This window comes from Streptomyces sp. NPDC030991 (assembly GCF_055571235.1).
The window spans coordinates 411,774-436,305 of the sequence record NZ_JBVIFR010000002.1 but is presented as its reverse complement, the minus strand read 5'-3'; the positions used below and the strand labels follow the sequence as shown (position 1 = coordinate 436,305).

Here is a 24,532-nt window from a genome sequence, read left to right as displayed (position 1 = left end):
TCGTGTCGACCGTCCCTCGAACAACCCAGGACCGCAAGGAAGGTTTGCCATGGACGTTCCGGTAGGAGATCAGCGAAGGATCGTGGCCGGGGTCGACGGATCGCCCCCGTCCCGCGCGGCGTTGCGGTGGGCGGTGCGTCAGGCCCGGCTGACGAACAGCGTTGTCGAGGCGGTGATCGCGTGGGACTACCCGACGACTGCGGGCTGGCCCGTACTGCCTCTCCCCGACGACTTCGAAAGCACCTTCGGCAAGATCCTGGCGGAAGCGGTGGCGCAGATCACCAAGGATGAGACAGGCGTCGAGGTGCGGCAGACCGTGACGGAAGGCAACCCGGCCGAGACCCTGATCACCGCGGCGCGGGAAGCCGACCTGCTCGTGGTGGGCAATCGCGGACACGGCGGATTCACGCAGGCCCTCCTCGGTTCGGTGAGCCAGCACTGCGTCCATCTCGCGGCCTGTCCGGTGGTCGTCGTCCGCGAGGTCTGACCGCGGTTGAGGTTCTGACCCCGTCCGAGGTCTGACCCCGGTTGCGGTTCTGACTCCGTCCGCGCGCCCATCAGGCTGAGACCGCCCTACGGCCCTGCCGCGGCTCTGCGGCTTGCGGGGCGCGCGCAGCGCATCCGCCCGGGTCGTCAGCGGAGTACGCTGGTGTTACCGAGGGTAGTTCGTGCGACGGCTTCGATGTCGTCACCGCTTTCGGCGATCTGATCATGCCGGGCCGACTCCGGTCGGCCCGGAGCAAGGTTCGCGTCATGACTGCCATGAACACCGTCAGGCTCCTGGCGGACACCAGCGCCGAGGCGGTACTTCCCGGCAGTGCGGTCCTGCGGATGGAGACGACAGCCAAGCGTGCGGGGACGTTCGACGGCGCGTGGTGGCCTCGGACGCGCGACCTCAGGAGCCAGCTGTCCGGTCTCCTCGCCGCGCTGACGGCCCGCCTGGGCCCCCTCGCCCGTGTGGGCCTCGACGCGAGCGACTGGGACGAGACCCCCGGTCATCTCTTCGTCGACGGGCACATGGTCCGCATCGACTGGTCCGCCGTGAGCGACAGCACCATGATCGTCACCCGTGGCGACCGGGACCACTTCCTGTTCCTGGTGATCCCGTCGTCGGCCGGCCCCGGTGCCGCGCATGCCGCGATGGGCATGGCTGTAGAGGATGAGAACGCCGTGTCGGCCGACCGGATTCTGGCCGTCAGCGGCGTCAGCGGCGTCAGCGGCGTCACCCGGCCGGCCGGACCGGCCCGCCGCGGAGCACGTGGCGGACGCCTCCTGGCTGACCGGTGAGGCGAGCGCCGTCACGGCCCCGGTATCCGGCCGATTACGGATACCGGAGCACAGCCGCCGCGCGCCGGGCCGGACGCGCCCGCGCACCGGGCCGGGTGGCGGCTGTGCACCAGGCCGGTGGCGGCGGAGTTGCTTCCGTGCGGCGGGCGTGCGGCCCCCACCGCCCGGGGCGCTACATGTGCAGCAGCTGTTCCATCGTCTCCTTGTACTGCCGCAGGGCGCGCTGCAGTTCCTCGGTCTGCGCTTCGGCGTCCTTGTCCTGCCAGCTCGCGCGCAGGACGCGGCGCCGCTCCGCGAGGGTCTCGGTCAGGCGGGCGACGGCCTCGTCGAACACCCCTTCGGCCTCCGTCATCGCTTGACGCGGGCTCTCCCCGAAGGTGTCGAGGGCGTGCTGGAGCCCCGTGGCGAGCTTGTCCCGCTCGTCCTGGGGGAGCAGCGGCGGGCCGGGGGTGCGGCCGGGGCGGGCCGGTTCGGTGCGGGACGGCTGGGGGCCGTGCCGCCTCGCGGGGTCCGGGCCCTCGCTCCGAGGCTGTTGTGCGCGTGCTTGGTCGTACATCATTCTGTGTCGCTTCCTTTCGCATGGCGTCGACTCGGTGTCCGCGGCGCACGGCCGCGGTCGTCGGCGGATCGTGGAGCGCGCCGGGCCGGGGCGGTGGGTGGCCCGGTGAGCAGGGCCTCGAAGAGACCGCGGGCTTCGGTCATGGCCTCCCGCATCCTCTCGGTTCCGCTCCGGTCGCTGGTCTGGCTGCTGGTCTGGCCGCTGGTCTGGCTGCGGGCCGCCGCGTGCAGGACGCGGTAGCCATGGGCATGGTGGGAGTGGTGGACGGTGAGCGCGGCCATCCGCTCCTCGAACTGCTTGCCGCCGGGGAAGCCCCGGTCGTCGGCCAGCCGCGACAGCAGCGCGTCGGTCTCGATGACAGCCTTGTGCGGCGACTCGACGAACTGTTCCTGGGCGGCGGCCCATCGAGCTGCGTACTGCTCACGGGCCCTGGGTGACAGTGGCCGCTCCTGGAGGGAGCCGTATCGCTTCACCCGTTCGGTGAGTTCCCGCTCGGCCGCCTGGACGTCACCGTTGTGGAGAGCGACGGCGCGGCCGTACTCGGGTCCGAAGCGGCGCTGCAGAGCGCCTCTGCCTCCGCTCCGGGCTCGGCCGCGACCGAGGTAGAAGAGAGCTGCTGCCCCGATGACGAGCACGATGATGATGACGACCGTGATCATGGCTGTCCTCGCCCGGCCTCTGGAACGCGGAAGTGCCGCTGGTTTCCGCGGGGCCCGGGCGAAGCGGGAAGTGGCGATGCTTCACCCGATGGACCCGGTATTCACATAGCCCTACGCCGTGCCGTCAGTCAACGCCCTGCGACTTCCCTTGTCAACGGCCCTTGGAAGTACATGGGTTGGGGAGTGGGGCCGCCTGTCCAGCGATCAGCGTCCGGATCCACGACGACCGCCTGGTCGGGCAGCATCCGTGTCGCTGTGTCGCTGCGACCGCCATTGCGCCATTCGCTGGTGAACTGGCAGGCGTAAGCGTGAGCTAATTTTTGATCAGGACGGGTACAACACTTCTATGGAAAAGATGGAGTGGGAAATCGCTATTTCGTCGACCGCTGCTTTGCTCATGTGGATCGCGGGCGTCGTCGTCGTCCTGGTCCTTATCGGCGCCTTTATTCTCGGGCGGCGTATCCAGAACCGTGAGTCGCGGCGGCCCAGGCCGGAGGAGCAGCCGAAGATGCCGGAGGGCGGCCCGGTCTTCGAGGTCCGGGAGTACCGCGAGGCGGACGAGGTGCCGCGGGACGGCGGCCGGCTGCTGCCGCATGAGCTCGAGAACGGGTACGGCGAGTCGAGCACGCACCTGAGCCCGTCGCAGGACCCTGCCGACCACCGGAAGGACGACGGCAGCAGCTTCGGCAGCGGCGGCCTCGGCAGCTGACGCGACCGCGGGCGGGTGCGGCCGCCGGAGGCGCTGTCGGAAGCGCTGTCAGGGGCCCGGCAGGGCGTCGCCGGGTCCGTCCCGGCACCCGCGCGTGATCACAGGCCGTGCGGCGGCCATGCGCCCTGCGTCATTCTGGGAGGGCCACCGGATTCGGGAGGTTCACCGGAATTCACCGAAGGATGCGGATGGATGCGGATGGATACGACTGGATACGGCAGCCGTGACGGCTGCTGCGGGCCCACCGCGTTTCGTTCCGGAAATGCTCCGGCAAATGGTCGGGAGAACGGTGGTCACGCGTTGCCGATCCCGCTCGGCTACGACGGCTGGGCGGCGCGGGCGTGGGCCTGCAGGTGGTAGACGTTGAACGCCTTGCGGATGACCGGCTGGGCGACGTTACGGACCGGTACGCCGCCGCTGGTCATGCCGTGCTCGGTGCCCGCGTGCGCGTGGCCGTGCACGGCCAGGTCGGTGCCCGCCGAGTCGATCGCCTCCGCCAGCAGATAGCTGCCGAGGAACGGGTAGATCTCCAGCGGCTCGCCCGCCAGGGTGTCCGCCACCGGTGAGAAGTGCGTGAGCGCCACCAGGGTGTCGCAACGGTCGTCGGCCAGCTCCCGCAAGGAGGCGCCGAGGCCCTCGGCGCAGCGGCGGGTGTAGCGGATGAACTCCTTCATCAGGGGTTCGCCGAACTCGCTGCCGCTGCGGCCGACGAACCCGCCGCCGAACCCCTTCGTGCCCGCGATGCCCACCCGCGCCCCGTCGACCTCGACGACGGTGCCCTGCCCTTCGAGCACGCGTACGCCCGCCTCGCGCAGGATGGCGGTGACCTCGTCGGGCTTCTCGTCGTGGTGGTCGTGGTTGCCGAGGACGGCGACCACGGGCACCGGCAGGCCGGCCACCTCTTTGGCGACGACCCGCGCCTCCTCGGGGGTGCCGTGACGGGTGAGATCACCGGCGAGGAGCAGCAGGTCAGCACAGTCCGGCAGGGTCTCGAACGCGGGCCTGAGCACGCCCTGACTGTCGGCGCCCATGTGGATGTCCCCCACTGCCGCGACGCGGATCATGCGACTTCCTCCGGGTGGTCGGGGGCCGCCGATTCGGCCACCACGATGTCGAAGTGGACGGTCAGCCCGTCCAGTTCCTCGTGCGCGGTGCGCAGGAGTTCCTCACGGCAGTGCGCGGAGGGCACGGTCCCGATGACCGTCACGGACGCGCCGCGGTGCTCCACGCGGATGCCCAGATCGCCCACTTCCTCCGCGGCGAGCCGCTCCTTCAGGTGGGCGATGCGGTACTCGACGTTGGCGGGGTCGGTCATCGGTCTCCTCCTTGCGGTGCTCCCTGAGGTGCTGCTCCTTGCGGTTCGATGACTCCCAGGCGCTCCAGCAGGAAGAGGAAGGCGGCCGGCATCGGGCCGTCCCCTGACTCCCGGCGCAGCGCCTGCCAGTCGACCTTCTCGCGCAGCTGGCGCGCGATGGGCAGGACGGCGCCGAAGTCGCAGTGGTGCTCGGAGAAGGCCGCGAGCAGCGACCGCATCAGGTCGGTCGGCGCGAGGACCGGCATGCGCACCGAGTCCACCGGCAGTTGGATGGCCCGGCCGAGGAGTTCGTCGGTGACCGGCTGGTGGGCCAGTTGGAAGATGAGGTCGATGTCCTGGCCGAGGCACTTGGCCTTCAACAGCCAGTCCTCCGGTGGCGTGTACACCGTCAGGCCCGCCTCCGCCAGGGTGGCGGCGACCGCCTCGGCGTCCTCCGGCTTGATGCAGAAGTCCGCGTCGTGCTGGAGGTTGCCGGTGCCGCCGTGCGCGTAGACGGCGACGCTGCCCGCGAGGGCGAAGGCGTGGCCGTTCCGCTTGAGGACGGCGCCGACCTGCTTGGCCGCCTCCAGGATGGCCTGGTTGAGGTCGGGCGGCAGCTCGGTGGCCGGGATGTCGTGCCGTGGTGGCGTCCCGGCGGGGCCGACGGCGGGACGCAGCTTCGTCACCGGCAGCTCGGGTCGTTCCTCCGTGGCGTTCTCTGCGTTCCGCGTCACCTGTCGCTCCGTTTCCGGACGCCGGCTGCCGCACTCGGCGTGCGGGGCGGCCGTCTTCGACGATCCCTGCTCCAGGCAGCACCGGTACCCGGTCCGCCGGTTTCGACACGGGCCAGTGTCCGTACGTGGATTTCCCTTATACCGCAGGGGTGCGTGGGCCACCTCTTCGCGCGGAGCGGGCGGAGCGGGCGGAGCGGGCGGAGCGGGCGGAGCGGATGGCGCGGATGGCGCGGGCGGAGCGGGCGGTGCGGATGGCGCGGGCGAAGAGCATGCAGCGCGTGGTGCGGGCGGCGCGGCGCTCAGGGACGCCGCCATTCGTCGCTCCGCAGGTGGGATCCGGCCTGCGGGCCCATCCGCAGCATGCCGCCGTCGGCCACGAAGGAGGCGCCGGTGACGTACGAGGCGTCGGGGCCCGCGAGGAACGCGATGACGGCGGCGATCTCCCGGGCGTCGCCGGGCCGGCCCAGCGGGATGCCCGGGCGGCGCTCGCCGTGCACGTCCGTGTCCTCCTGCCCGGTCATGGGCGTGGCGATCTCGCCGGGCGCCACGGAGTTGACGGTGATGCCGTGCTCGGCCAGCTCCAGGGCCATCACCTGCGTCAGCAGCCCGAGGCCGCCCTTGGCGGCGCAGTAGGGGGCCGCGCCCACCCGGGGCTGGTGCTCGTGCACGGAGGTCACGTGGATGATGCGGCCGCCCCCGCCCTGCCGGATCATGTGGCGTGCGGCGCGCTGGCCGCACAGGAACGGGCCGACGAGGTCGACGTCGAGCACGCGCGTGATGTCCTCGTGCGTCAGATCGAGGAAGGGCGTCGCGGTCCCCGTACCGGCGTTGTCGACGAGGACGTCGAGCCTGCCGAGTTCTCCGGCGAGATCGTCGATCACGGTCGCGGCATCGGGCAGCCGGGACAGGTCCATCCGAGCGACGGCCGCGCGACGGCCGTGGCCGCGCACCTCCCGCGCCGTCCTCTCGGCGCCTTCCCGGTCGCTGTGCCAGGTGATGCCGATGTCCATCCCGGCTTCGGCGAGCCGGACCGCCGTGGCCCGGCCGATGCCGGAGTCCGATCCGGTGACGACGGCCACTCCGTTGGTGGATCCGGTGGGGACGGTCATGGAGTCTCCTTGCGTTCGGCGGCCCCGGCCCCTGGTCGGGCCGTGCGGGTTCGCGGGTCTCCCGGGGAGCCGGAACCAACCGTGCCGCGCGGTCGCGGGTCGCGCCGGGACGGGAGGTGAGTCCTGGCGTGTCGTGGGAACTTGGGAGGCATGACCTCTTCCCACCCTCCGGACCCGGATCCGGACCCCAGCAGCTCCACAGGACTGGAACCGGGCGGAAGCGTGCCGCCGGGGGAGACCCCGCCCGCCGAGAGCAGCATGCCCGGGGCGGGCCCCCAGGAGACGCACAATCCGCCGAAGGGCTGGGCGAAGGGTCCCCTGGCGGTGATCATCGCTCTCGTGGTGCTGATCGCGGCGTTCTTCCTCGTCTACGCGCTCGTCCTGCTGCTGTGACGTGAAGTGTGACGTGAAGGGAAACGCCCGGCTTTCGCGGCCGACGCCTGGCACAACAACTTGATAAACCGGAGCAAAAGGAACGCACACGGGTCGAAGGAGTCGACGAACGTGACGGACGTATCGAGCAAGGGTCCCGCCCCGGACGACGACCGGGAGACGCTCACCAACCGGCAGGGCCATCCGGTCTACGACAACCAGAACCAGCGCACCGTCGGCGCCCGCGGCCCTGCGACGCTGGAGAACTACCAGTTCCTGGAGAAGATCAGCCACTTCGACCGCGAGCGCATCCCGGAGCGCGTCGTCCACGCGCGCGGTGTGACCGCGTACGGCTACTTCGAGGCGTACGGAACCTTCGGCGACGAGCCGATCGCCCGCTTCACCCGCGCCAAGCTGTTCCAGGAGCGCGGCAAGCGCACCGATGTCGCCGTGCGTTTCTCGACCGTCATCGGCGGCCGTGACTCCTCCGAAGCCGCCCGCGACCCCCGGGGCTTCGCGGTGAAGTTCTACACCGAGGACGGCAACTGGGACCTCGTCGGCAACAACCTGGCCGTGTTCTTCATCCGGGACGCGATCAAGTTCCCCGACGTCATCCACGCGCTCAAGCCGGACCCCGTGACCTTCGAGCAGCAGCCGCGGCGGATCTTCGACTTCATGTCGCAGACCCCCGAGTCCATGCACATGCTGATCAACCTCTTCAGCCCGCGCGGCATCCCCGCGGACTACCGCCACATGCAGGGCTTCGGCGTCAACACGTACAAGTGGGTGAACGAGGACGGGGAGAGCCTCCTCGTGAAGTACCACTGGATCCCCAAGCAGGGCGTCCGCTCCATGACCGAGGAGGACGCGGCCAACGTGCAGGCCAAGGGGCTGGGCCACGCCACCAAGGACCTGTACGAGGCCGTCGGCCGCGGCGAGTACCCGGAGTGGGAGCTGCTCGTCCAGGTGATGGACGACCACGACCACCCCGAGCTGGACTTCGACCCGCTCGACGACACGAAGGTCTGGCCGGAGCAGCAGTTCCCGCCGAAGGCCGTGGGCCGGATGGTCCTCGACCGGATGCCGGAGAACTACTTCGCCGAGAACGACCAGATCTCCTTCGGCACCGGCGTCCTCGTGGACGGTCTCGACTTCTCCGACGACAAGATGCTGGTGGGCCGCACCTTCTCCTACAGCGACACCCAGCGCTACCGGGTCGGCCCCAACTACCTGCAACTCCCCGTCAACCAGGCCAAGAACGCCGACGTGCGCACCAACCAGCGCGACGGCCTGATGACCTATCACGTCGACGGGGGCGGCGAGAACCCCATCGTCAACTACGAGCCGTCCATCACCGGTGGCCTGCGCGAGGCGCAGTACCCCACCCACGACGAGGTGGGCCCCGAGATCCACGGCCGGCTCACCCGCAAGCGCATCCCGCGCACCAACGACTACCTCCAGGCGGGGCAGCGCTACCTCCTGATGGAGCAGTGGGAGCGCGACGATCTCGTGGCGAACTTCGTGGACCTGCTGTCGCAGTGCGACCGGCCCGTCCAGGAGCGGATGGTCTGGCACTTCCTCCTCGTGGAGAACGAGCTGGGGCTCAAGGTCGGCGAGGGGCTCGGCATCGGCCCGAAGGACGTCGCGGACCTCCAGCCGCTGGCCAGCCAGGACCTGAGCGAGGAGGACCGCGAGCGCCTCCCCCACCTGGGGGAGAATCCGCCGCGCGACGTCAGCGGCCTGACGATGACGCACTGCGTCCCCGACGAGCGGCACGTCGTCACCCGCTGAGTACCCGCGCGCCGAGAGCTCCGCGTGCCGTACGAATCCGCGGCCGGCCCCTTCCACGGGGCCGGCCGCGGAGCGCTCAGCCCTCGGCGCTCTGCTGCGTCCACGCCCAGGCGTACTGCAACCAGTCGGCGAGGGTCATCGCGGCCAGACCGGCCCCCGCGAGCCGCGCGGCCCGGGGCTCGACGGCGTAGGCGCCCACCAGGGCCGCCGCCGTCCACGCCGACACGCAGAACGGGCAGGCCACCAGATCGCCCACCGCCAGCCTGACGCCGCTGCCGCGCGGCTCGTCCATCGCCTCGCCCGCGGTCGTGTCCCGCACCCTGCGGGTGAACGGAGCCCGGAGAAAACTGGTGATCTTGTCCTTGGAGAGCAGCCGCGCCGTCTTGTACGTCGCCACACCCAGCAGCGCCACGTCCCACGGCGGCACCTGCTCCGGCAGGGTCACCCCGCGCCGGCGCGCCACGGCCACGAAGGCCCCGGCCGCTGCCACGAACGTCGTCGCCACGACGGCGTAGCCCGCGAGCGGCACCGCGCCACGCTCGTCGTACTCCTGCCCGGCGGCGCACTCGTGCCCGGCGGACTGCTCGGTGGTCATGGTTCCTCCAGCGGGCTGTGGTGGGTGTAACGGTAGATATCGGTTGTTATCGGTCGAAAAATGGCCAAAAGCCCCTATGGGGAAGGTAACAGTGTTCGAGACGGCGCCACCGTTCACCGCGGCGGGACCCGTTCAGGAGGTCGGATGTGTCTCTACCACAGTCGTCCCACCGACCTCGGGCTGCGCCGACTGCGCCATGGCCGGGGCTTCCGCTACCTCGACGCGCAGGGGGAGCCGCTGCGCGACCCCGCCGAGCTGGACCGGATCCGGGCCCTGGTCATCCCGCCGGCCTGGCAGGACGTGTGGATCTGCACCCGGGCCAACGGGCATCTTCAGGCTGTCGGCACCGACGCCGCCGGCCGCCGCCAGTACCTGTACCACCCACAGTTCCGCGGGGAGCAGGAGCGGGCCAAGCACGAGCACGTGCTCGACGTCGCCGAGGCGCTGCCCGCGGTACGGGAGGCCGTCGAGGGGCATCTGAACGACCGCGGACTGACCCGGCAGCGGGTGCTGGCCACGGCCGTGCGCCTGCTCGACCTCGGCTTCTTCCGCATCGGCAGCGACCGCTACACCGAACTGAACAACAGCTACGGCCTCACCACGCTGCTGCGCGAACAGTGCCGTTACCGGGGCGGGGCGGCCACGTTCACCTACACCGGCAAACACGGCAAGGAGATCGACCAGGCCATCACGGACCCGGCCGCCTGCCGCAGCCTCACGGCGATGTTGCGGCGCCGCGGCGGCGACGAGCGGCTGCTGGCCTACTGGGAACAGCGCTCCTGGCACGCGGTGACCGGCGGCGACGTGAACACCTACCTCAGGGAACTGGCCGGACTGGAGATCACCGCCAAGGACTTCCGCACCTGGCACGCCACCGTCCTGGCCGCGGTGGCGCTGGCCGTCTCACAGCCCGTCGCGGGCAGCGAGACCGCACGGCGCCGGGCCGTCGCCAGGGCCGCGCGCGAGGTGGCCGGCTACCTCGGCAACACCCCCGCGGTCTGCCGCGCCTCCTACATCAACCCGCGGGTCATCGAGTTGTACGAGGAGGGCGTCACGGTCACCGACGCCCTCGCCCACCTCGGTGACGAGGGCACCGCCGGCGCTCCCGCCACCCACGGGCCCGTCGAACGGGCGGTGCTGCGGATGCTCCGGGAAGACCAGGAGGGTCAGCCGGCGGAGGAGTGAGGAGCCGCGTCCGCCGCCCTCCCCGCCCCCTCCGCGTGCTCCGCGCTCTCCGCGGTCCTCCCGGTCCTCGCGCCCGGGCCGCCGACGGCGGTCAGCCGGAGCTTGGTCTCGTCCGCGCTGCCGGGGACGGCCGTCATGATCACGATCTTGAGCTCGCCGTCGGCCAGGACGTCGCAGTCCACCGTGACCGGCCCCACCGACGGGTGGTCGATCGTCTTGTGGTCCTCCCGGTGCGCCGTCACCTCACCCCTGGCCCACAGCTCGGCGAATCTCGCGCTGCCCGCGTTCAGTTCGCGGATCAGGGCGCCCAGGCGCGGGTCCTTCGGGAAGCGGCCGGTGGCGCGGCGCAGGTCGGAGACGACGGCGGCGTCGGTGGCGTCCCGGTCCGTCTCGGTCACCGGCCACAGCGCGAGCCGGGCGGGGCTGTCGTCGACCGGGAACCGGTCGCGGGCGAAGTTGCGCAGCCGCGGCGGCGAGGCGGACGGATCGCCGAGGAGCGCGGCCCAGCCGTGGTTCCACCAGATCAACTGCCAGTCCGCTGCGAAGACGGCGACCGCGATGTCCCCGAGCCGGGCGAGGACCCGCTGCACGCCGGGCGGAAGGTGGTCGGAGACCGCGCCGGGCGCCGGGGGGACGAGCCGGGCCAGCCGGTACAAGTGGTCCCGCTCGGCCGTGGACAGTTGCAGGGCGCGCGCCAGGGAGGCCACCACGCTCGCCGAGGGCGTACTGGCGCGTCCCTGTTCGAGGCGCACGACGTAGTCGACCGACATTCCGGCGAGGTCGGCCAGCTCCTCGCGGCGCAGCCCGGCCGCGCGGCGCCCGCGGGCCGTCGGCAGCCCGGCCGCCGCCGGGGGCAGCCGGTCGCGCCACATGCGGATCATCGCGCCGAGGCCGGTCGCGGGTTTCGCCGTCATGATCCTCATCCTCCCGCCTTCGCGGCCCCCGGCGCAGCCGCGAAGGTGGTACCGCCCTTCCTACCGTCGAAGTCTCCCTGGCCCGTGCCTCCTGGCTGCCGGATCCTCGACGGCATGACGATCACCTTCATCACCGGAGCCAACAAGGGTCTCGGCCGCGAGACCGCCCGCCGCCTGATCGAGCAGGGCCACACCGTCCTCATCGGGGCCCGCGACCGTGAGCGGGGCGAGGAGGCCGCCGCCGCGCTCGGCGCCCGCCACGTCCCGCTCGACGTCCGCGACGACGCGTCCGTGGCCGCCGCGGCCGCGAACGTCGCCGCACACGAGGGCCGCATCGACGTCCTCATCAACAACGCCGGCGTGCACGGCCCCACCGGCGACCCCGGTGACCTCACCGCCGCCGAGGCCCTCGCCGTCCTCGACGTCAACGTCGTCGGCGTCGTCCGCACCACCAGCGCGTTCCTGCCGCTGCTGCGCCGGTCGGACGACCCGGTGATCGTCAACGTCAGCAGCGGCATGGGCTCCCTCGCCCTCACCCACGACCCCGAGCGCCCCGAGTCACGTGTCGTCGCACCGCTGTACACCTCGTCGAAGGCGGCGCTGACGATGCTGACCACCCAGTACGCCAAGGCGCTCAAGGACATCCGCGTCAACGCGGCCGACCCCGGGTACACCGCGACCGACCTCAACGCGCACAGCGGCCCCCAGACCGTCACCGAGGGCACGGACGCGATCGTCGCCCTCGCGACCGAGGGGCCGGGCGCGGGAACCGGCCGTTTCGTCTCCCGCCATGGCGAGATCGGCTGGTCCTGACAGCGCGCGTTCCGGGAAGCCGCCACGTCGCCGGACGGCACCGGGCATTCTTGGAGGACCCGGAACGGAGCGGGGCGAACAGGAAGGCGCTGATTCATGGCTGGCCGGCGGACGGACGAAGAGGCGCACCCTCGCCCTGCCCCGGGGAGCCAGGATCCGGAGCACCATTTACCCGCGCCGGTCGCCGCGAGGGGGAGCGGGCCGACCGGGCACACCGGGCACACCGGGCACACCGGGCGCGGTGGGCGTCCGGCTCGCGGGCCCGAGCCCGCGGTGCTGCCTCCGGCGCTGTGCGGGTGGCTCGGACTGACCGCGGCGCTGGCCACGCTGGTGGTCCTCGCGCTCGGGGTCCTGTACGCGGGCCGCGGCGAGCCCGGCAGGGTGGACAGGTGGCTCGTGCGACCGACCGCGGACAGCGTGCGGCCGCCGTGGCGGAGCCCCGCGCTGGCCACGGACTTCCTGGGGGAGCCCGCAGGGGCGGCCGTGCTGATACTGGCCGCCGTGGCGTGCTGCCTGCTGCTGCGCCGCCCTCGCGCGGCGGCGCTCGTCGTGGCCGGCGTCTGTCTGACCGTGGGGACGGCGACGCTCCTCAAGCACCTGGTGGGACGCACCATCCACGGTGCGGGGAACCTGTCCTACCCGAGCGGGCACACCGCCTTCCTCACCGCGCTCGCCGTCATGGCGGCGCTGCTCGCGTCCGGCCGGCTCGGCCTCGGAAGGACGGCCGGCCTGTCGCTCGTGCTCGGCGCGGCACTGGTCGCGGGCGCCGTCATGGGCTGGGCGCAGGTCGCTCTGGGCGCGCACTACCCGACCGACGCCGTCGGCGGCTGGTGCACCGCGCTCGCGGTGGTGCCGGTGACCGCGTGGCTGGTCGACCGGCTGGCCGACCGCATCTCCGACTCCGGCCACCGGCAGCGGCGTTGACGCCGCGTCGGCCCCGTCTCACACCAGGCGGCGGAAGACCGGCTTCACCGGCCGCCCGCCCAGCCACGGTGTGGGGTCGCCGGCGTCCAGCGCCTTGCGGTACACGGCGCACGCCTGGGCCACCACCTCGACGGTGCGGTCGATGTCGGCGTCGCTGAGCGCGCTGGACACCACGAACGACGGAGCCAGCACCCCGCCCGCGAGGAGCCGGCGCAGGAACAGGGTGCGGTACCGCTGCGACGGCTGCCCGGCCTCGTCGAGGGTGGCGAAGACCAGGTTGCTGGCCCGCCCCCGGACGAGGACGTGGTCGGCGACGCCCATGCCGGCCGCGACCGCGCGGACACCGGCGGCCAGCCGCTCGCCCAGGGCGTGCAGCCGAGCGGTGATGCCCTCCTCGACGTAGGTGGTGAGCACGGCCATCGCGGCCGCCAGGGAGTGCGTCTCCGCCCCGTGCGTGGTGGAGAGCAGGAACACCCGGTCCCCGGAGTGCCGCAGCCCGCCCTGCTCCATCACGTCGCGCCGCCCGGCCAGCGCGGAGACGGCGCACCCGTTGCCCAGCGCCTTGCCGAACGTGGAGAGGTCGGGGACGACGCCGTACAGGCCCTGGGCGCCCGCCTCGGACCAGCGGAGCCCGGTGATCATCTCGTCGAAGACGAGGAGGCAGCCGTGCCGGTCGGCCAGCTCGCGCAGCCCGGCGAGGTATCCGGGTGGCGGTTCGGTATGGCCGGCGGGTTCGAGGATCAGGCACGCGATCTCGCCCTGGTACCGGGTGAGCAGCTCCTCCGTGGCGGCCAGGTCCCCGTACGGGAACGCCACGGTCAGCTCGGTGATCGCCGCCGGGATGCCGGCGGACATCGGCGTGGTGCCGATGAACCAGTCGTCGACGGAGAAGAACGGATGGTCGCCGCAGACGGCTACCCGCGGGCGCCCGGTGACGGCACGGGCGAGGCGCACCGCGGCGGTGGTGACGTCGGAGCCGTTCTTCGCGAACTTCACCATCTCGGCGGTCGGCACGGTCGCCAGGAAGCACTCGGCGGCCTCGACCTCCACGATGGAGGGCCGGACGAAGTTGCTGCCGCGGTCGAGTTCGCGCCGTACCGCCTCGACCACCCGCGGGTGGGCGTGGCCGAGACTGACGGACCGCAGCCCGGAGCCGTACTCGATGTAGCGGTTGTCGTCGATGTCCCACACGTGGGCGCCGCGGCCGTGGCTGATGACCGGGGCCAGGCCCTCGGGGTACTGGTCGTCGCCCTTGGCGTAGGTGTGCGCGCCGCCGGGGATCAGGGCGTGCAGCCGCTCGTTCGCCAGCCGCGACCGGGGCAGGAGGAAGTCCTCGTTCACGGCGCCCTCAGTTCTCTTGGTGCTTCAGGACCTCGGCGAGGCTCGGCGCCCGCCGGTCCCGCTCGGACATCGACGCGGCCGGCAGCGGCCAGGGGATGGCGAGCTCCGGGTCGTCGAAGGCGATCGTCACGTCCTCGGCCGGGTCGTGCGGGCGGTCGATCCGGTAGGAGGTGTCGGCGGTCCCGGTCAGCGCCTGGAAGCCGTGCGCGCACCCCGCCGGGATGTAGAGGGTCGCCTGCGTCGCGTCGGACAACTCGAAGAAGGCCCGGCCCCGGTAGGTCGGCGAATGCGGCCGCAGGTCCACGACGACGTCGAAGATCTTCCCGTACGAGCAGCGCACCAGCTTCGCCTCGCCCGCCCCGGAGCGCAGGTGCAGGCCGCGCAGCACCCCCCGCGCCGAGCGGGAGACGCTGTCCTGGACGAAGGCGGCCGGGTCGAGACCGACCGAGCGGATCACGTCGGCGTCGAAGGTGCGGCAGAAGAAGCCGCGCTCGTCGGCGTAGGGCGTCGACTCGAAGAGGTAGGCGCCGGAGATCTCCCGGACTTCGGTGGCTTTCATCGGCTCTCCCGCAGGGCGTGTACGTGGGTGTGGTCGCTCGTCGGGAACAGGGCCGCGGTCAGCGCGGCGAACTGGTGCTCCAGGTCGCGGGCGGCGGCCAGGTTCCGCTCGGTGAGGGTCAGGCGCAGCTCGGCCGAGTGCTCCTCCAGCGCCCGGAACTGCTCCAGGAGCCGGTCGGCGTCGACCTCGCGCGCCGGATGGCAGTACGCGCCGAGACCCATCCGCGCCATGAGCGCGTCGCTCTTCGCCGCGTAGCAGAGGGCGAGCACCGGGGTGCCGGTCTTCAGCGCGCAGATCAGGTTGTGGTACCTGACCGCGACCACGCTGTCGGCGGCCGCCATCTCCTTCATCAGGTCGGCGAGCGAGGCCGGCTCGGCGGCGGTGACCAGCGGTGAGCGCACCGCGTCGAGGATCGCGGCGACCACCGACGCGTCGCACTCGTCACCGGTGAGCAGCCGGACGGGCCTGCCCTCCTCGACCAGCGCGCGGACGAACCGGATCGTCCCGTCGAGGTAGCGCCGGTGGATCTCCTCGGCCCGGGCGCGGTCGTCGTTGCCGCCGTGGAAGTCCATGACACCGACACAGACCGGGCCCGGCGTCCCCGGCGCCTGCTCCGCGGGCGCGCTCGACGCCGGCGTCGGCAGGGCGAACGCCAGGTCCGGGTAGACCTCGTCGCGCGCGGTGTCCACGCCCATCGCCCGCATCGCGTCACGGGACGGGGCGTCACGGTAGGACCGGTACGCGGCCAGCCGCGCCGACCAGCGGACCAGGGCCCGGGTCGGCCGGTTGCCGATCTCGGCGGCGCCGACGCTGACCAGCGCGACCCGGGCGCGCAGCAGCCGGCCGCTCGCGCAGAGCAGGAACAGCGAGTACGGGAAGCCCCACGGCCGCAGCGGCAGCGTGGCCTCCAGGACGCCCATGCCCGGCACGATCACCACGTCGTGCCGGCGCACCCAGGCGGCGGTGCGGAAGACGTCGACGAGTTTGCCGAGGCCCTTGCCCGCGACCGCGCCCGCCCGGGACGCGGTCCGGTACTCCCCGCGGTACCAGTGCAAACGCGTCGCAGGGATCCCGTACCGGGCCGTGACGGTCTCGGGGCCGCCGCACAGGGCGTCCACGACCGCGTCCGGGTGCGCGGCGCGGAGGTAGCCGAGCACGGCCTCCAGCGAACCGTCGTTGCCGAGGTTGCCGGAGCCGAGCAGGCCGAACAGCCCCACGCGTACCGGCGCCCTGCCCGTGGCCGTCATCCGCGCCTCCCCTCACGGCCGGCGACGAGGGCGTCGACGGAGACGGTGAGCCCGGCCGGGTCGACCGGGGCGCGGTCCTCGACCCGCTCGCCGGCGCCCGGCCGGGCTCGGCTGGTCAGCCACGCGGCCAGGTGGCGGAAGCACGCGCGCCGGTCGGCCGAGGAGAGCGGCGCACGCCGGATCGCCGAGGCGAAGCCCCACACGTACTCGGCGAGCAGCCGGGGCGTCGGGTGCAGCGGGCCGGCCCGGCGCGGGTCCAGGTTGACGCAGCGGGCGCGCTTGGACGGGTTGGCCCGCTCGGCGCGGGTGGGGTGGTCGCGGCGGAAGTACAGCAGCTCGGGCACCTGGTGGAAGGGCCCGTACAGAGCGATCTCGGCGACGTACGTGCGGTCCGCGTGGTGGTAGCTGTCCATCGGCTTCACCCGGCGCAGCACATCGGTCCGCAGCACCCCGTAGAAGTCGTCGCCGCCCGGCTCGAACAGCAGGCTGCGAAAGCGCTCCGGCGCGTGCGGCGAGTCGGTGGCGAGCGTGTACTCGTAGGGGACCTTGACCTGGCCGTCGCCGTCGATGACGGCCTGGCCGGTGTGCGCGAGGATGATCTCCGGCCGCTCGTCGAGCGCCTCCACGCAGCGGCGCAGCAGGTCGCGGCCGTAGAGGTCGTCGTGCGACGCCCACTTGAACAGCTCGCCCCGGGCCTCGTCGAGCACACGGTTGTGGTTCGGCGTGGCGCCGATGTTCCGGGGCAGCCGGAGGTACCGGATGCGTGAGTCCTTGGCCGCGTAGCGGCGGCAGATCTCCTCGGTCCCGTCGGTCGAGGCGTTGTCGGAGACGATCAGCTCGAAGTCCTCGTAGACCTGGCCGAGCAGGGCGTCGAACGACTCGGCCAGGTACTCCTCGCCGTTGAAGACGGGCAGGCCGATGCTCAGCCTGGGGTGCGCGGTCATGAGGTCCTCACTTCGGGGATGGTGTGGTGGTGGCGCTCGCGCAGGGCGGACCGCAGTTGCAGCCACCACACGGCCGAGCCGCCGACGGTCGCGGCGGCGACGCCCCAGGCCGAGCCGACCGTGCCGGCGACGGCGGCCCCGCCGAGCCCGCCGCTGACATAGCAGGCGGAGGAGAACAGCTGCGAGCGCAGGCTGCGGCGGGCTGCGCCGAGCGCGCGCAGTCCGGCCGCCGCGCCGGTGCCGAGGCCGGCCCCCGCGACGCCGAGGGTGACCGGCAGGACGAGCTGCGCGGAGGAGTGCCAGACGTCGCCGAGCACGAACGCGCCGAACCGGTCCGGCATCAGCAGCAGCGCCCCGCCCCAGAGCAGCGCGGCGGTGGCCTGCCCGCCGCCCAGCAGGAGACAGAACTTGGCGAGGCGGTGCGGGGCCCGGCGCAGGACCCGGGCCGCCTCCGGGACGGTGACCAGCGAAAGCCCCATCAGCACGGCGAGGAACGGGCCGAGCAGGAGCTCGGCGCCCCGGACCGCGCCCACCGCGCCGACCCCGACGATCGCGCCGAGCCCGTACGCCCGGAGCTGACTCGCGCCGCTGAGGGCGACGTTCTCGACCAGGTACCGGTAGCCGAGGTCGCGCTGTTCGCGCAGCCACCCGCGCGCCCCGGTCGGCCGGGGCCGGATGCCGGACTGGAAGCAGCCGTACCCCGCCGCGACCGTGGCGGACGCGCCCCAGGCGAGCACGAAGGCGGGCACGGTGCCCACGTGGGCCGCCACGACCATGGCTGGGAGGAGCGCGACGCCCCACACGACGTCGTTGAAGAACGCCTTCCGCCCGATGCCGGCGGCGAAGAAGGAGAAGCGCCAGGCGTCCTGCAGCAAGAGCCCCGGCAGCATGACGCCGAGGCAGGCGAAGGCCGGACCCACGCTTCCGCCGAGAGCCAGCCCGGCCACCAGACACAACACCCCGAGGGCGGTGCCGAGGCCGAGGGCGCTACCCGTCGACCGGGCCACCGCCCCCCGCCAGGACGCCTCCGGCACGCCGCTGAAGCGCACCACGAGCGGATCGGTGGCCAGGCCGCGGGAGACGTTGAGCACCACGCCGTAGGTCACCCAGGCGAGGCTGAACACGCCGAACGCGGTCACCCCCAGCGAGCGGGCCACATAGATGCCCACCACGAAGTTGCTCACGCTGGAGGCCGCCTGGTCGGCCAGCCCCCACGACAGCCGCCCGACCAGGGCCCGCCTGGCGGACCCGGCCGGTGGTGTCTTCTCCCCCTCGGCGGTCATCGGCGTCATGCCTTGATCAGTCCGGCGCCCTGGAGGGCGTCGGCCGCGGCGGCGACGGTGTCGAACGGCAGCCCGGACCGCTCGGCGACGTCCAGCAGGGCGTGCTCGCCGTCGGAGAGGCTGAGCACCCAGAGCATGGCCATCTGGGCCTGCTTGGCATCGCTCCGGCCGCCGAGCGAGTCGTACAGCCCCCGCCGGCCCAACTGCGGTTCGCCGTAGGGGCTGAGGTTGACGTACTGCCGGTTGCGGTCGAGGACCGAGAACGCCTCGCGGCAGACGGCGAGCGTGTCCGCCATCGCCTCCGGGGTGACGAAGTCCGGGTTGTCCGCCGAGGTGTGGTACTCCGGGTAGCCGGCGTACGGGGTCCGGCTGAGCGAGCCCACACCGAGGTCGAACCCGGGCGAGCAGTACTGGCGCTCGTCGTAGCCGTACGGGGTGAACTCGGTGACCCGGTGCGGACGTTCGGAGGCCCGCAGGACGTGCCCCATCACCCGGTCGATCCCCGCGTCACCGCGCCTGCTCCGCTTGTACGTCAGCTGCCCCCGGTCACCGGCGCAGGCCAGCACGAGGCCGTGCTTGACCCGCTCGATCCGCTCCACGTTGCGGGCCAGCCAGGTGATCGCCCCGACGGTGCCGGGCGCGAAGATGAACCGGTAGGTGTACCACGGGGTCCTCTCCGCCAGCGCCTTGGCCAGGTACGTCGCCACCGCGATGCCGGCCAGGTTGTCGTTGGCCAGCGACGGGTGGCAGACGTGGCAGGAGACGATCACCTCGTCGGGCACCTGCCCGGGGACGACGTGCTCGGCGTAGGTGAGGTGACCGTCGGCGAGAGTGGAGTCGATCCGCACCTCGTACTCGCCGTCCGGCAGCGCGTCCAGGGTCTCCTGGGACAGGCAGAAGCCCCATTCCGGCGTGTAGTAGCTGGTGCGGTAGGGCACCCACGTCGGATGGTCCGGCAGGGTGTGCAGGTGGGGGCGGAGCTCGGCCAGCGGCATGGTCGCCGACACCGGCACGCTGTAGCCGAGCACGTGCAGGCTGGACGCCGCGAAGTCGACGACCCGGCGCCCGGTGGCGTCGGCGACGTACGCGTCCCGGATGTTCCACTCCTGCGGCACCGTCCAGTCGAGCACCTGCGTCCCCGTCGGCACCTCGTGCACCTGGAGCGGGATGTACTCGCCGACGATGTCCAGGGTGGCGCGCACGCCGTCCCCCGTGATGCTCCGGCACAGCGGGTACAACCGCTCCACCAGAGCGTGCATCTCCTCGCCCGTCGTGGTCACCGGCGCCGCCGCAGGGTGTCGTCGACGGTGCCCGCCTCGGTCCCCGCGCGCAGCACGGCGAGCCGGGTGAAACGCTGCTCGAAGCTCTCCTTGGTCAGCCCGAACTTCTGGTAGGCGTCGGCGAGTTCGATCGCGCCCTGCTGCACCGTCCACTCGCAGTCGAAACCGGGGATCGCGGCGCGGAACCGGGAGAAGTCCACCCGGTAGGAGCGCGGATCGGCGCCGGCCTCCCCGGTGATCCGCACCCGCGCGCCGGAGATCGTATCGGCGACCTGCTCGGCGATCTCGGCGACCGTGACGTTGTTGACCTCGCTGCCGATGTTGAACGCCCGGTCGTGCACCGCCTCCCGGGGCGCGGTCAGCGCCGCCGTGAAGGCCCGTGCGATGTCACCGGCGTGCACCAGCGGGCGCCAGGGGGTGCCGTCGGAGAGGACCAGCACCTCACCGGAGAGGAGCGCGTGGCCCACCAGGTTGTTCAGCACGATGTCGGCGCGCAGCCGCGGCGAGTAGCCGAAGGCGGTGGCGTTGCGCATGAACACCGGGCTGAAATCGCCGTCGGCCAGCGCGTGCAGGTCGTCCTCGACCCGCACCTTGGACTCCGCGTAGGGCGTCACCGGGTGCAGCGGGGCGTCCTCGCCGACCAGCTCTCCGCCGCCCGCGGCGCCGTACACCGAGCAGGTCGACGCGTACAGGAAGCGCCGCACCCCGGCCTCGCGGGCCAGCCGGGCGAGGCGTACGGACGCGTGGTGGTTGATGTCGTACGTGAGCTCCGGTGCCAGGGAGCCCAGCGGGTCGTTGGAGAGTGCGGCCAGGTGGATCACGGCGTCCACCCCGGCCACGTGTTCGGCCGTGACATCGCGCAGGTCCACCCGGTGACCCGGCGGGTCGGCGGGCGGGTCGCCGAGGACGCAGTCGGCGAACAGGCCGGAATCAAGACCGACGACCTCGTGCCCGGCGGCGGCGAGGACCGGGGCCATCACGGTGCCGAGGTAGCCCTGGTGTCCGGTCAGCAGTACGCGCAAGGTTCATTCCCCCAGGTCGAGAGTGAGTTTGGTGACGGCGAACGCCTCGGCGTAACGCGCGTGGCATTCGATACCGCGGATGCGGGCGAGCCCGAGGAACGCCTCCCGGTCGTACCAGGGCCGGTGCCGCTGCGAGGGGTAGTGCTCCTGCAGCAGCCGCACCTTCTGTTCGGCGTTCTCCGGTGACAGCGGCTGGTACGCCGCCATACGGCCGAGATCGCCGTCCCACTTGACGATCTCGTAGCCGAGCACGAGGTGGTCGCGGAAGGCGGTGGGCACCAGCCGCGCCAGGCCGCGGTGGTCCTGGTGCGCGTCGTCGGCGCGCGGGGCCAGGATCAGGTCCGGCTCGGTCCGCCCGCGCAGCTCCTCCATCGCGGCCTTGGCCTCGTCCCAGTGCACGGGCATCCGGCCGTCCGGCAGCTTGAGCACGGTGAGGCGCAGATCGGCGCCCGGGCAGAAGGCGGCCAGCGCGGCCCGCTCCTCCTGCTCCCGCTCGCTGCCGCCGCCGGAGAGCACCAGCGCGTCGACGCGCAGGCCCGGCCGGGCCTGACAGAGCGTCAGAAGCGTGCCGCCCGCACCGATGGCGATGTCGTCGCAGTGCGCGCCCAGCGCGACGATCCGCGCCGGACGCCCGGCGAGCCGGATCACGCGCCCACCTCGGCGCCGTCCCGCTCCCACACGGCCCACGGGCGGTCGCCCCGGCTGTAGCCGAGGTCGAGCGCGGCCCGCTCCTTGACGGTGTCGGTGGGCTTCCAGAAGCCGCGGTGCTGATGCGCCACCAGCCGTCCCTGCTTCGCCAGTTGGGCGCAGCCGTCGGCGACCAGGTCCCCGTTCTCCGGTATGTGGTCGAAGACCTCCTGGCGGAGCACGAAGTAGCCGCCGTTCTCCCACAGCGGCAGCTCGCTCACCGCGGTGATGCCCCCCACCAGGCCGTCCTCGCCCAGCTCCACGCAGTGGAACGAGGACTGCGGCGGCACCACCATCATCGACGCGCCCGCGTCACGCCCGGCGAACTTCTCGATCATCTCCGGCAGCGGGGCGTCGGTGAGCACGTCGGCGTAGTTGGCGAGGAACATCTCGTCACCGTCCAGGTGGTGCCGCACCCGGCGCAGCCGCTCCCCGATCGGCGACTCGATACCGGTCTGCGCGAACGTGATCGTCCAGTCCGAGATGTCGGTGGACAGCAGCTCGGTCCGACCGCCGCGCAGGACGAAGTCGTTGGACGTCGTCTCCTCGTAGTTGAGGAAGAAGTCCTTGATGTGGTGCGCCCCGTAGCCGAGGCACAGGATGAACTCCGTGTGCCCGAAGTGCGCGTAGTAGCGCATGACGTGCCAGATCAGCGGCCGGGGCCCGACCATCGCCATCGGCTTGGGCACGTCGTCGGCCGCGCCGTTGCGCATCCGCATCCCGTAACCGCCGCAGAAGAGAACGACCTTCATGACTGGACCTCGACAATGCTCAGTTCCGGGATGGGAAAGACGAGCCGGCCGCCCCACTCGTGCACGAAGGACAGCTGCTCGACCAGTTCGTCGCGCAGGTTCCAGGGCAGGACGAGGACGTAGTCCGGCCGGTCGGCGGCTATCTGCTCCGGCGCCAGGATCGGGATGCGGGTGCCCGGGGTGAACCTGCCGTGCTTGTACGGGTTGCGGTCGACCGTGTACGCGAGCAGATCGGGGCGGATGCCGCAGTGGTTGAGCAGGGTGTTGCCCTTGCCGGGGGCGCCGTAGCCGACGACCGTCTCACCGCGCTCCGCCGCGTCGATGAGGAAGCGCAGCAGGTCCCGGCGGACCTTGGCCACCCGGGCGGAGAACTCGGTGTACCCGGACAGCTCCTGCAGCCCGGCGGCCTTCTCCCGGTCGAGCACGTCCGTCACCCGCTGCGTCGGCTCGCCCGCCACCTCGGCCGGCCGGGCCAGGAGCCGGATGGAGCCACCGTGCGTGGGCAGCAACTCCACGTCCACCAGCGCGAGTCCACCGCTTTCGAGCGCCCGCATCGCGGAGGCGACCGTGTAGTACTGGAAGTGCTCGTGGTAGATCGTGTCGTACTGGTTCTCCTCGATCAGGGTCAGCAGGTGCTGCACCTCGATGGAGACCCAGCCGTCATCGGCGACCAGCGCGCGCAGCCCCTGGGTGAAGCCGACCACGTCGGGGATGTGCGCGTACACGTTGTTGGCGACGACCAGGCCGGCCGGGCCGTGCTCGGTGCGGACGGCCGAGCCGGTCTCCGGGCTCAGGAACTCCGTGAGCGTCGGCACCCCCGCCTCCCGCGCCGCCGCGCCGACGTTCACCGACGGCTCGATGCCGAGGCAGCGGACCCCCCGGTCCACCAGGTGTTTCAGCAGATATCCGTCGTTGCTCGCGACCTCGACCACGAAGGCGTCAGGGCCCAGACCGAGGCGTTGCACGGCGCCCTCGACGAAGGTGCGCGCGTGCTCCACCCAGGAGGTCGAGAACGAGGAGAAGTACGCGTACTCCTTGAACGTCTCCTCCGGCGTGATCAGCGGTGGAATCTGCGCGAGCCAGCAGTCGGTGCAGACCCGCAGATGCAGCGGGTACGCGGGCTCCGGCTCGTCCAGCCGGTCCGCGGCGAGAAAACTCTCGCACGGCGGCGTCGCCCCCAGATCGACGACGCTCGCCAGCGCCGCCGAGCCGCACAGTCGGCATCGTGTCATCTGCTTCCCCCCATTGTTTCCCTCCCTGTCGGCGGCGGGCTCTCCCCGCCGCCGGACCGACCCGCGATCGCGGTGCGGTACTCCTCCACCAGGCGCCCGAGACCGACGGCCGGGCTGAAGCCCCGCTCGTAGCGGTGCCGGGCCGCCCGGCCCATCTCCCGGTTGCGGGCCTGCCCGGCCGCGATCCCCCGGATGCGGGCGGCGAGCGAGCCCGAGTCGCCCGGCCGGTGCAGCAGGCCGGTGACCCCGTCCTCGACGAGTTCGACGAAGGCGCCGTGACCGGCGGCGACGGCGGGGACCCCGGCGGCCATGGCCTCCACGACCACCAGGCCGAACGCCTCCAGCCACGTCGAGGGAGCCACCACGGCGACCGACCGCGCGACGGCCTTGCGGCACTCCGCCGGGTCGTACAGACCCGCGTAGCGCACGTCGTCCCGGCCCGCCGCCCACGCGGTCACCTCCCGCTCCAGCGGCCCCGTCCCGGCGATGACGAGCGGTACGCCCACACCGCCGCCCGCCGCGATCTCGTCCCACGCGGCCATCAGCAGCCGCACACCCTTGACCTCCGCGAGCCGGCCCAGATAGAGCAGATGCTCGCCGTCGCCGGTGCGGCGGGCGTCCGGCTCCGGCACGAAGTTGTGCTTCACCGCGAGGCGTTCGGCCGGCATGCCGGCCCCCACCAGGACATCACGCTGCGCCGCGGAGATACAGAGGAACCGCTCCACCCCGGCCCACCAGCGCCGCCGGTTCGCCGACAGGCTGACCGCGAGTGGCACCGTCGCCAGCCGCGAGTTCCGGTAGCAGCCGTGCCGGACGGCGGGCAGCGGCGCGGTGCCGACGCAGTCGGTGCACGGCCGCCCGTCCCGTTGCAGCGTGCCGGGCGGGCAGACCTGGGTGTAGTTGTGCAGCGTGGCGACGACCGGCACACCGGCGTCGGCGCAGGCGGCGAGCACCGCCGGCGACAGGAGCGGGAAGACATTGTGGACGTGCACCACGTCGGGCCGCTCGGCGCGCAGCCGGGCGGTCAGCTCCTTGCGGACCGCCGGGTTCCACGGCACGAGGAGCGGCACCGCGGCCTTGGCGAGGAGGGACCGGGCGGCGATGTCGTCGCTGCGCCGCTCGAACACCTCGACCCGGTGGCCGGCCGCGCGCAGCAGCTCCACCTCCTGGTCGACGACCTTGTTCTCCCCGCTCGGCTGCGCCGACGAGTAGTGGTTGTGCACCACGAGGACGTGCATGC

General features: G+C 72.3%; 27 protein-coding genes. 8 read left to right on the top strand and 19 right to left on the bottom strand.

Going from position 1 to position 24,532, the window contains the following annotated elements; genetic code table 11:
- Positions 1–49 precede the first annotated feature (49 nt).
- Positions 50–487, top strand: coding sequence for a universal stress protein (locus tag ACZ45E_RS05500; RefSeq protein ID WP_468216845.1), 438 nt, complete (start codon positions 50–52; stop codon positions 485–487).
- A 266-nt stretch (positions 488–753) separates the two neighbouring features.
- Positions 754–1,287 (top strand): DUF5994 family protein, encoded by a 534-nt coding sequence (locus ACZ45E_RS05495; protein WP_468216842.1) that lies wholly within the window; start codon positions 754–756, stop codon positions 1,285–1,287.
- Between the two features lie 172 nt (positions 1,288–1,459).
- Here the strand turns inward: ACZ45E_RS05495 and ACZ45E_RS05490 are convergent, their stop codons facing one another.
- Positions 1,460–1,846, bottom strand: a complete 387-nt coding sequence (locus tag ACZ45E_RS05490; protein ID WP_468216841.1) for a hypothetical protein — start codon at positions 1,844–1,846, stop codon at positions 1,460–1,462.
- Positions 1,843–2,505, bottom strand: coding sequence for a hypothetical protein (locus tag ACZ45E_RS05485; protein ID WP_468216840.1), 663 nt, complete (start codon positions 2,503–2,505; stop codon positions 1,843–1,845). Before ACZ45E_RS05485 ends, ACZ45E_RS05490 begins: the two co-directional genes overlap by 4 nt.
- Positions 2,506–2,851: 346 nt before the next feature.
- Between ACZ45E_RS05485 and ACZ45E_RS05480 the strand changes: the two genes are divergently transcribed.
- Positions 2,852–3,214, top strand: coding sequence for a DUF6479 family protein (locus ACZ45E_RS05480; protein ID WP_468216838.1), 363 nt, complete (start codon positions 2,852–2,854; stop codon positions 3,212–3,214).
- Between the two features lie 317 nt (positions 3,215–3,531).
- Here ACZ45E_RS05480 and ACZ45E_RS05475 read toward each other — a convergent pair whose 3' ends face one another.
- The 4 genes from ACZ45E_RS05475 to ACZ45E_RS05460 form a co-directional block, all read right to left on the bottom strand.
- Positions 3,532–4,278, bottom strand: coding sequence for a metallophosphoesterase family protein (locus tag ACZ45E_RS05475; RefSeq protein WP_468216836.1), 747 nt, complete (start codon positions 4,276–4,278; stop codon positions 3,532–3,534).
- Positions 4,275–4,529 (bottom strand): hypothetical protein, encoded by a 255-nt coding sequence (locus ACZ45E_RS05470; RefSeq protein ID WP_468216834.1) that lies wholly within the window; start codon positions 4,527–4,529, stop codon positions 4,275–4,277. The genes ACZ45E_RS05475 and ACZ45E_RS05470 overlap by 4 nt, the downstream gene beginning before the upstream one ends.
- Positions 4,526–5,242: a nucleotidyltransferase family protein gene (locus tag ACZ45E_RS05465; protein WP_468216832.1), complete on the bottom strand. Its 717-nt coding sequence runs from the start codon at positions 5,240–5,242 to the stop codon at positions 4,526–4,528. Before ACZ45E_RS05465 ends, ACZ45E_RS05470 begins: the two co-directional genes overlap by 4 nt.
- A gap of 299 nt (positions 5,243–5,541) precedes the next feature.
- On the bottom strand, positions 5,542–6,351 hold the full coding sequence (locus tag ACZ45E_RS05460; RefSeq protein WP_468216830.1) for an SDR family oxidoreductase: 810 nt from the start codon (positions 6,349–6,351) through the stop codon (positions 5,542–5,544).
- Positions 6,352–6,501: 150 nt separating this feature from the next.
- Here ACZ45E_RS05460 and ACZ45E_RS05455 point away from each other — a divergent pair, with 150 nt between their 5' ends.
- Together ACZ45E_RS05455 and ACZ45E_RS05450 are read left to right on the top strand one after the other, a co-directional pair.
- Complete coding sequence (locus ACZ45E_RS05455; RefSeq protein WP_468216828.1) at positions 6,502–6,744, top strand: DUF6480 family protein; 243 nt, start codon at positions 6,502–6,504, stop codon at positions 6,742–6,744.
- A 111-nt stretch (positions 6,745–6,855) separates the two neighbouring features.
- Complete coding sequence (locus ACZ45E_RS05450; RefSeq protein WP_468216826.1) at positions 6,856–8,514, top strand: catalase; 1,659 nt, start codon at positions 6,856–6,858, stop codon at positions 8,512–8,514.
- A 76-nt stretch (positions 8,515–8,590) separates the two neighbouring features.
- Here the strand turns inward: ACZ45E_RS05450 and ACZ45E_RS05445 are convergent, their stop codons facing one another.
- Positions 8,591–9,109, bottom strand: a complete 519-nt coding sequence (locus ACZ45E_RS05445) for a DUF1360 domain-containing protein (RefSeq protein ID WP_468216824.1) — start codon at positions 9,107–9,109, stop codon at positions 8,591–8,593.
- Positions 9,110–9,253: 144 nt separating this feature from the next.
- Here ACZ45E_RS05445 and ACZ45E_RS05440 point away from each other — a divergent pair, with 144 nt between their 5' ends.
- Positions 9,254–10,294, top strand: a complete 1,041-nt coding sequence (locus ACZ45E_RS05440) for a DNA topoisomerase IB (RefSeq protein ID WP_468216822.1) — start codon at positions 9,254–9,256, stop codon at positions 10,292–10,294.
- Here the strand turns inward: ACZ45E_RS05440 and ACZ45E_RS05435 are convergent.
- Complete coding sequence (locus ACZ45E_RS05435; protein WP_468216819.1) at positions 10,276–11,208, bottom strand: helix-turn-helix transcriptional regulator; 933 nt, start codon at positions 11,206–11,208, stop codon at positions 10,276–10,278. The two genes, ACZ45E_RS05440 and ACZ45E_RS05435, sit on opposite strands and share 19 nt — an antisense overlap.
- Positions 11,209–11,322: 114 nt before the next feature.
- Between ACZ45E_RS05435 and ACZ45E_RS05430 the strand changes: the two genes are divergently transcribed.
- Complete coding sequence (locus tag ACZ45E_RS05430; RefSeq protein WP_468216816.1) at positions 11,323–12,021, top strand: SDR family NAD(P)-dependent oxidoreductase; 699 nt, start codon at positions 11,323–11,325, stop codon at positions 12,019–12,021.
- Between the two features lie 273 nt (positions 12,022–12,294).
- Positions 12,295–12,945, top strand: coding sequence for a phosphatase PAP2 family protein (locus ACZ45E_RS05425; RefSeq protein WP_468216814.1), 651 nt, complete (start codon positions 12,295–12,297; stop codon positions 12,943–12,945).
- An 18-nt stretch (positions 12,946–12,963) separates the two neighbouring features.
- Here the strand turns inward: ACZ45E_RS05425 and ACZ45E_RS05420 are convergent, their stop codons facing one another.
- From ACZ45E_RS05420 to ACZ45E_RS05370, 11 genes are read right to left on the bottom strand one after another with little or no spacing between them, the layout of a single operon-like run.
- Positions 12,964–14,286, bottom strand: a complete 1,323-nt coding sequence (locus ACZ45E_RS05420) for a glutamate-1-semialdehyde 2,1-aminomutase (protein WP_468216812.1) — start codon at positions 14,284–14,286, stop codon at positions 12,964–12,966.
- 7 nt (positions 14,287–14,293) lie between these two features.
- On the bottom strand, positions 14,294–14,845 hold the full coding sequence (locus ACZ45E_RS05415; RefSeq protein ID WP_468216809.1) for a dTDP-4-dehydrorhamnose 3,5-epimerase family protein: 552 nt from the start codon (positions 14,843–14,845) through the stop codon (positions 14,294–14,296).
- Complete coding sequence (locus ACZ45E_RS05410) at positions 14,842–16,092, bottom strand: polysaccharide pyruvyl transferase family protein (protein WP_468216807.1); 1,251 nt, start codon at positions 16,090–16,092, stop codon at positions 14,842–14,844. The genes ACZ45E_RS05415 and ACZ45E_RS05410 overlap by 4 nt, the downstream gene beginning before the upstream one ends.
- Positions 16,089–17,036 (bottom strand): glycosyltransferase family 2 protein, encoded by a 948-nt coding sequence (locus ACZ45E_RS05405; protein WP_468216804.1) that lies wholly within the window; start codon positions 17,034–17,036, stop codon positions 16,089–16,091. The genes ACZ45E_RS05410 and ACZ45E_RS05405 overlap by 4 nt, the downstream gene beginning before the upstream one ends.
- Positions 17,033–18,328, bottom strand: a complete 1,296-nt coding sequence (locus ACZ45E_RS05400) for a hypothetical protein (RefSeq protein ID WP_468216802.1) — start codon at positions 18,326–18,328, stop codon at positions 17,033–17,035. The genes ACZ45E_RS05405 and ACZ45E_RS05400 overlap by 4 nt, the downstream gene beginning before the upstream one ends.
- A complete protein-coding gene (locus ACZ45E_RS05395; RefSeq protein ID WP_468217150.1) occupies positions 18,325–19,578 on the bottom strand; it encodes a DUF4910 domain-containing protein in 1,254 nt (417 codons plus the stop codon). The genes ACZ45E_RS05400 and ACZ45E_RS05395 overlap by 4 nt, the downstream gene beginning before the upstream one ends.
- Before the next feature lie 17 nt (positions 19,579–19,595).
- The gene (locus tag ACZ45E_RS05390) at positions 19,596–20,621 is read right to left on the bottom strand and encodes an NAD-dependent epimerase/dehydratase family protein (protein ID WP_468216800.1); all 1,026 of its coding nucleotides are present in this window, start codon (positions 20,619–20,621) and stop codon (positions 19,596–19,598) included.
- Positions 20,622–20,624: 3 nt separating this feature from the next.
- Entirely contained in the window at positions 20,625–21,269 is a 645-nt protein-coding gene (locus tag ACZ45E_RS05385) for a PIG-L deacetylase family protein (protein ID WP_468216798.1), read from the bottom strand.
- Positions 21,266–22,060 (bottom strand): glycosyltransferase family protein, encoded by a 795-nt coding sequence (locus tag ACZ45E_RS05380; protein ID WP_468216796.1) that lies wholly within the window; start codon positions 22,058–22,060, stop codon positions 21,266–21,268. Before ACZ45E_RS05380 ends, ACZ45E_RS05385 begins: the two co-directional genes overlap by 4 nt.
- Complete coding sequence (locus tag ACZ45E_RS05375; protein ID WP_468216794.1) at positions 22,057–23,292, bottom strand: class I SAM-dependent methyltransferase; 1,236 nt, start codon at positions 23,290–23,292, stop codon at positions 22,057–22,059. Before ACZ45E_RS05375 ends, ACZ45E_RS05380 begins: the two co-directional genes overlap by 4 nt.
- Positions 23,289–24,530, bottom strand: coding sequence for a glycosyltransferase (locus tag ACZ45E_RS05370; protein ID WP_468216792.1), 1,242 nt, complete (start codon positions 24,528–24,530; stop codon positions 23,289–23,291). The genes ACZ45E_RS05375 and ACZ45E_RS05370 overlap by 4 nt, the downstream gene beginning before the upstream one ends.
- Positions 24,531–24,532: the final 2 nt, after the last annotated feature.

What these genes read in the sequence shown, in the direction of transcription:
- ACZ45E_RS05500 (WP_468216845.1), top strand. Translation starts at nt 50, where the DNA reads ATGGACGTTCCGGTAGGAGATCAGCGAAGGATCGTGGCCGGGGTCGAC.
- ACZ45E_RS05495 (WP_468216842.1), top strand. Translation starts at nt 754, where the DNA reads ATGACTGCCATGAACACCGTCAGGCTCCTGGCGGACACCAGCGCCGAG.
- ACZ45E_RS05490 (WP_468216841.1), bottom strand. Translation starts at nt 1,846, where the DNA reads ATGATGTACGACCAAGCACGCGCACAACAGCCTCGGAGCGAGGGCCCG.
- ACZ45E_RS05485 (WP_468216840.1), bottom strand. Translation starts at nt 2,505, where the DNA reads ATGATCACGGTCGTCATCATCATCGTGCTCGTCATCGGGGCAGCAGCT.
- ACZ45E_RS05480 (WP_468216838.1), top strand. Translation starts at nt 2,852, where the DNA reads ATGGAAAAGATGGAGTGGGAAATCGCTATTTCGTCGACCGCTGCTTTG.
- ACZ45E_RS05475 (WP_468216836.1), bottom strand. Translation starts at nt 4,278, where the DNA reads ATGATCCGCGTCGCGGCAGTGGGGGACATCCACATGGGCGCCGACAGT.
- ACZ45E_RS05470 (WP_468216834.1), bottom strand. Translation starts at nt 4,529, where the DNA reads ATGACCGACCCCGCCAACGTCGAGTACCGCATCGCCCACCTGAAGGAG.
- ACZ45E_RS05460 (WP_468216830.1), bottom strand. Translation starts at nt 6,351, where the DNA reads ATGACCGTCCCCACCGGATCCACCAACGGAGTGGCCGTCGTCACCGGA.
- ACZ45E_RS05455 (WP_468216828.1), top strand. Translation starts at nt 6,502, where the DNA reads ATGACCTCTTCCCACCCTCCGGACCCGGATCCGGACCCCAGCAGCTCC.
- ACZ45E_RS05445 (WP_468216824.1), bottom strand. Translation starts at nt 9,109, where the DNA reads ATGACCACCGAGCAGTCCGCCGGGCACGAGTGCGCCGCCGGGCAGGAG.
- ACZ45E_RS05440 (WP_468216822.1), top strand. Translation starts at nt 9,254, where the DNA reads ATGTGTCTCTACCACAGTCGTCCCACCGACCTCGGGCTGCGCCGACTG.
- ACZ45E_RS05435 (WP_468216819.1), bottom strand. Translation starts at nt 11,208, where the DNA reads ATGACGGCGAAACCCGCGACCGGCCTCGGCGCGATGATCCGCATGTGG.
- ACZ45E_RS05430 (WP_468216816.1), top strand. Translation starts at nt 11,323, where the DNA reads ATGACGATCACCTTCATCACCGGAGCCAACAAGGGTCTCGGCCGCGAG.
- ACZ45E_RS05415 (WP_468216809.1), bottom strand. Translation starts at nt 14,845, where the DNA reads ATGAAAGCCACCGAAGTCCGGGAGATCTCCGGCGCCTACCTCTTCGAG.
- ACZ45E_RS05410 (WP_468216807.1), bottom strand. Translation starts at nt 16,092, where the DNA reads ATGACGGCCACGGGCAGGGCGCCGGTACGCGTGGGGCTGTTCGGCCTG.
- ACZ45E_RS05405 (WP_468216804.1), bottom strand. Translation starts at nt 17,036, where the DNA reads ATGACCGCGCACCCCAGGCTGAGCATCGGCCTGCCCGTCTTCAACGGC.
- ACZ45E_RS05400 (WP_468216802.1), bottom strand. Translation starts at nt 18,328, where the DNA reads ATGACGCCGATGACCGCCGAGGGGGAGAAGACACCACCGGCCGGGTCC.
- ACZ45E_RS05395 (WP_468217150.1), bottom strand. Translation starts at nt 19,578, where the DNA reads ATGCACGCTCTGGTGGAGCGGTTGTACCCGCTGTGCCGGAGCATCACG.
- ACZ45E_RS05380 (WP_468216796.1), bottom strand. Translation starts at nt 22,060, where the DNA reads ATGAAGGTCGTTCTCTTCTGCGGCGGTTACGGGATGCGGATGCGCAAC.
- ACZ45E_RS05375 (WP_468216794.1), bottom strand. Translation starts at nt 23,292, where the DNA reads ATGACACGATGCCGACTGTGCGGCTCGGCGGCGCTGGCGAGCGTCGTC.
- ACZ45E_RS05370 (WP_468216792.1), bottom strand. Translation starts at nt 24,530, where the DNA reads ATGCACGTCCTCGTGGTGCACAACCACTACTCGTCGGCGCAGCCGAGC.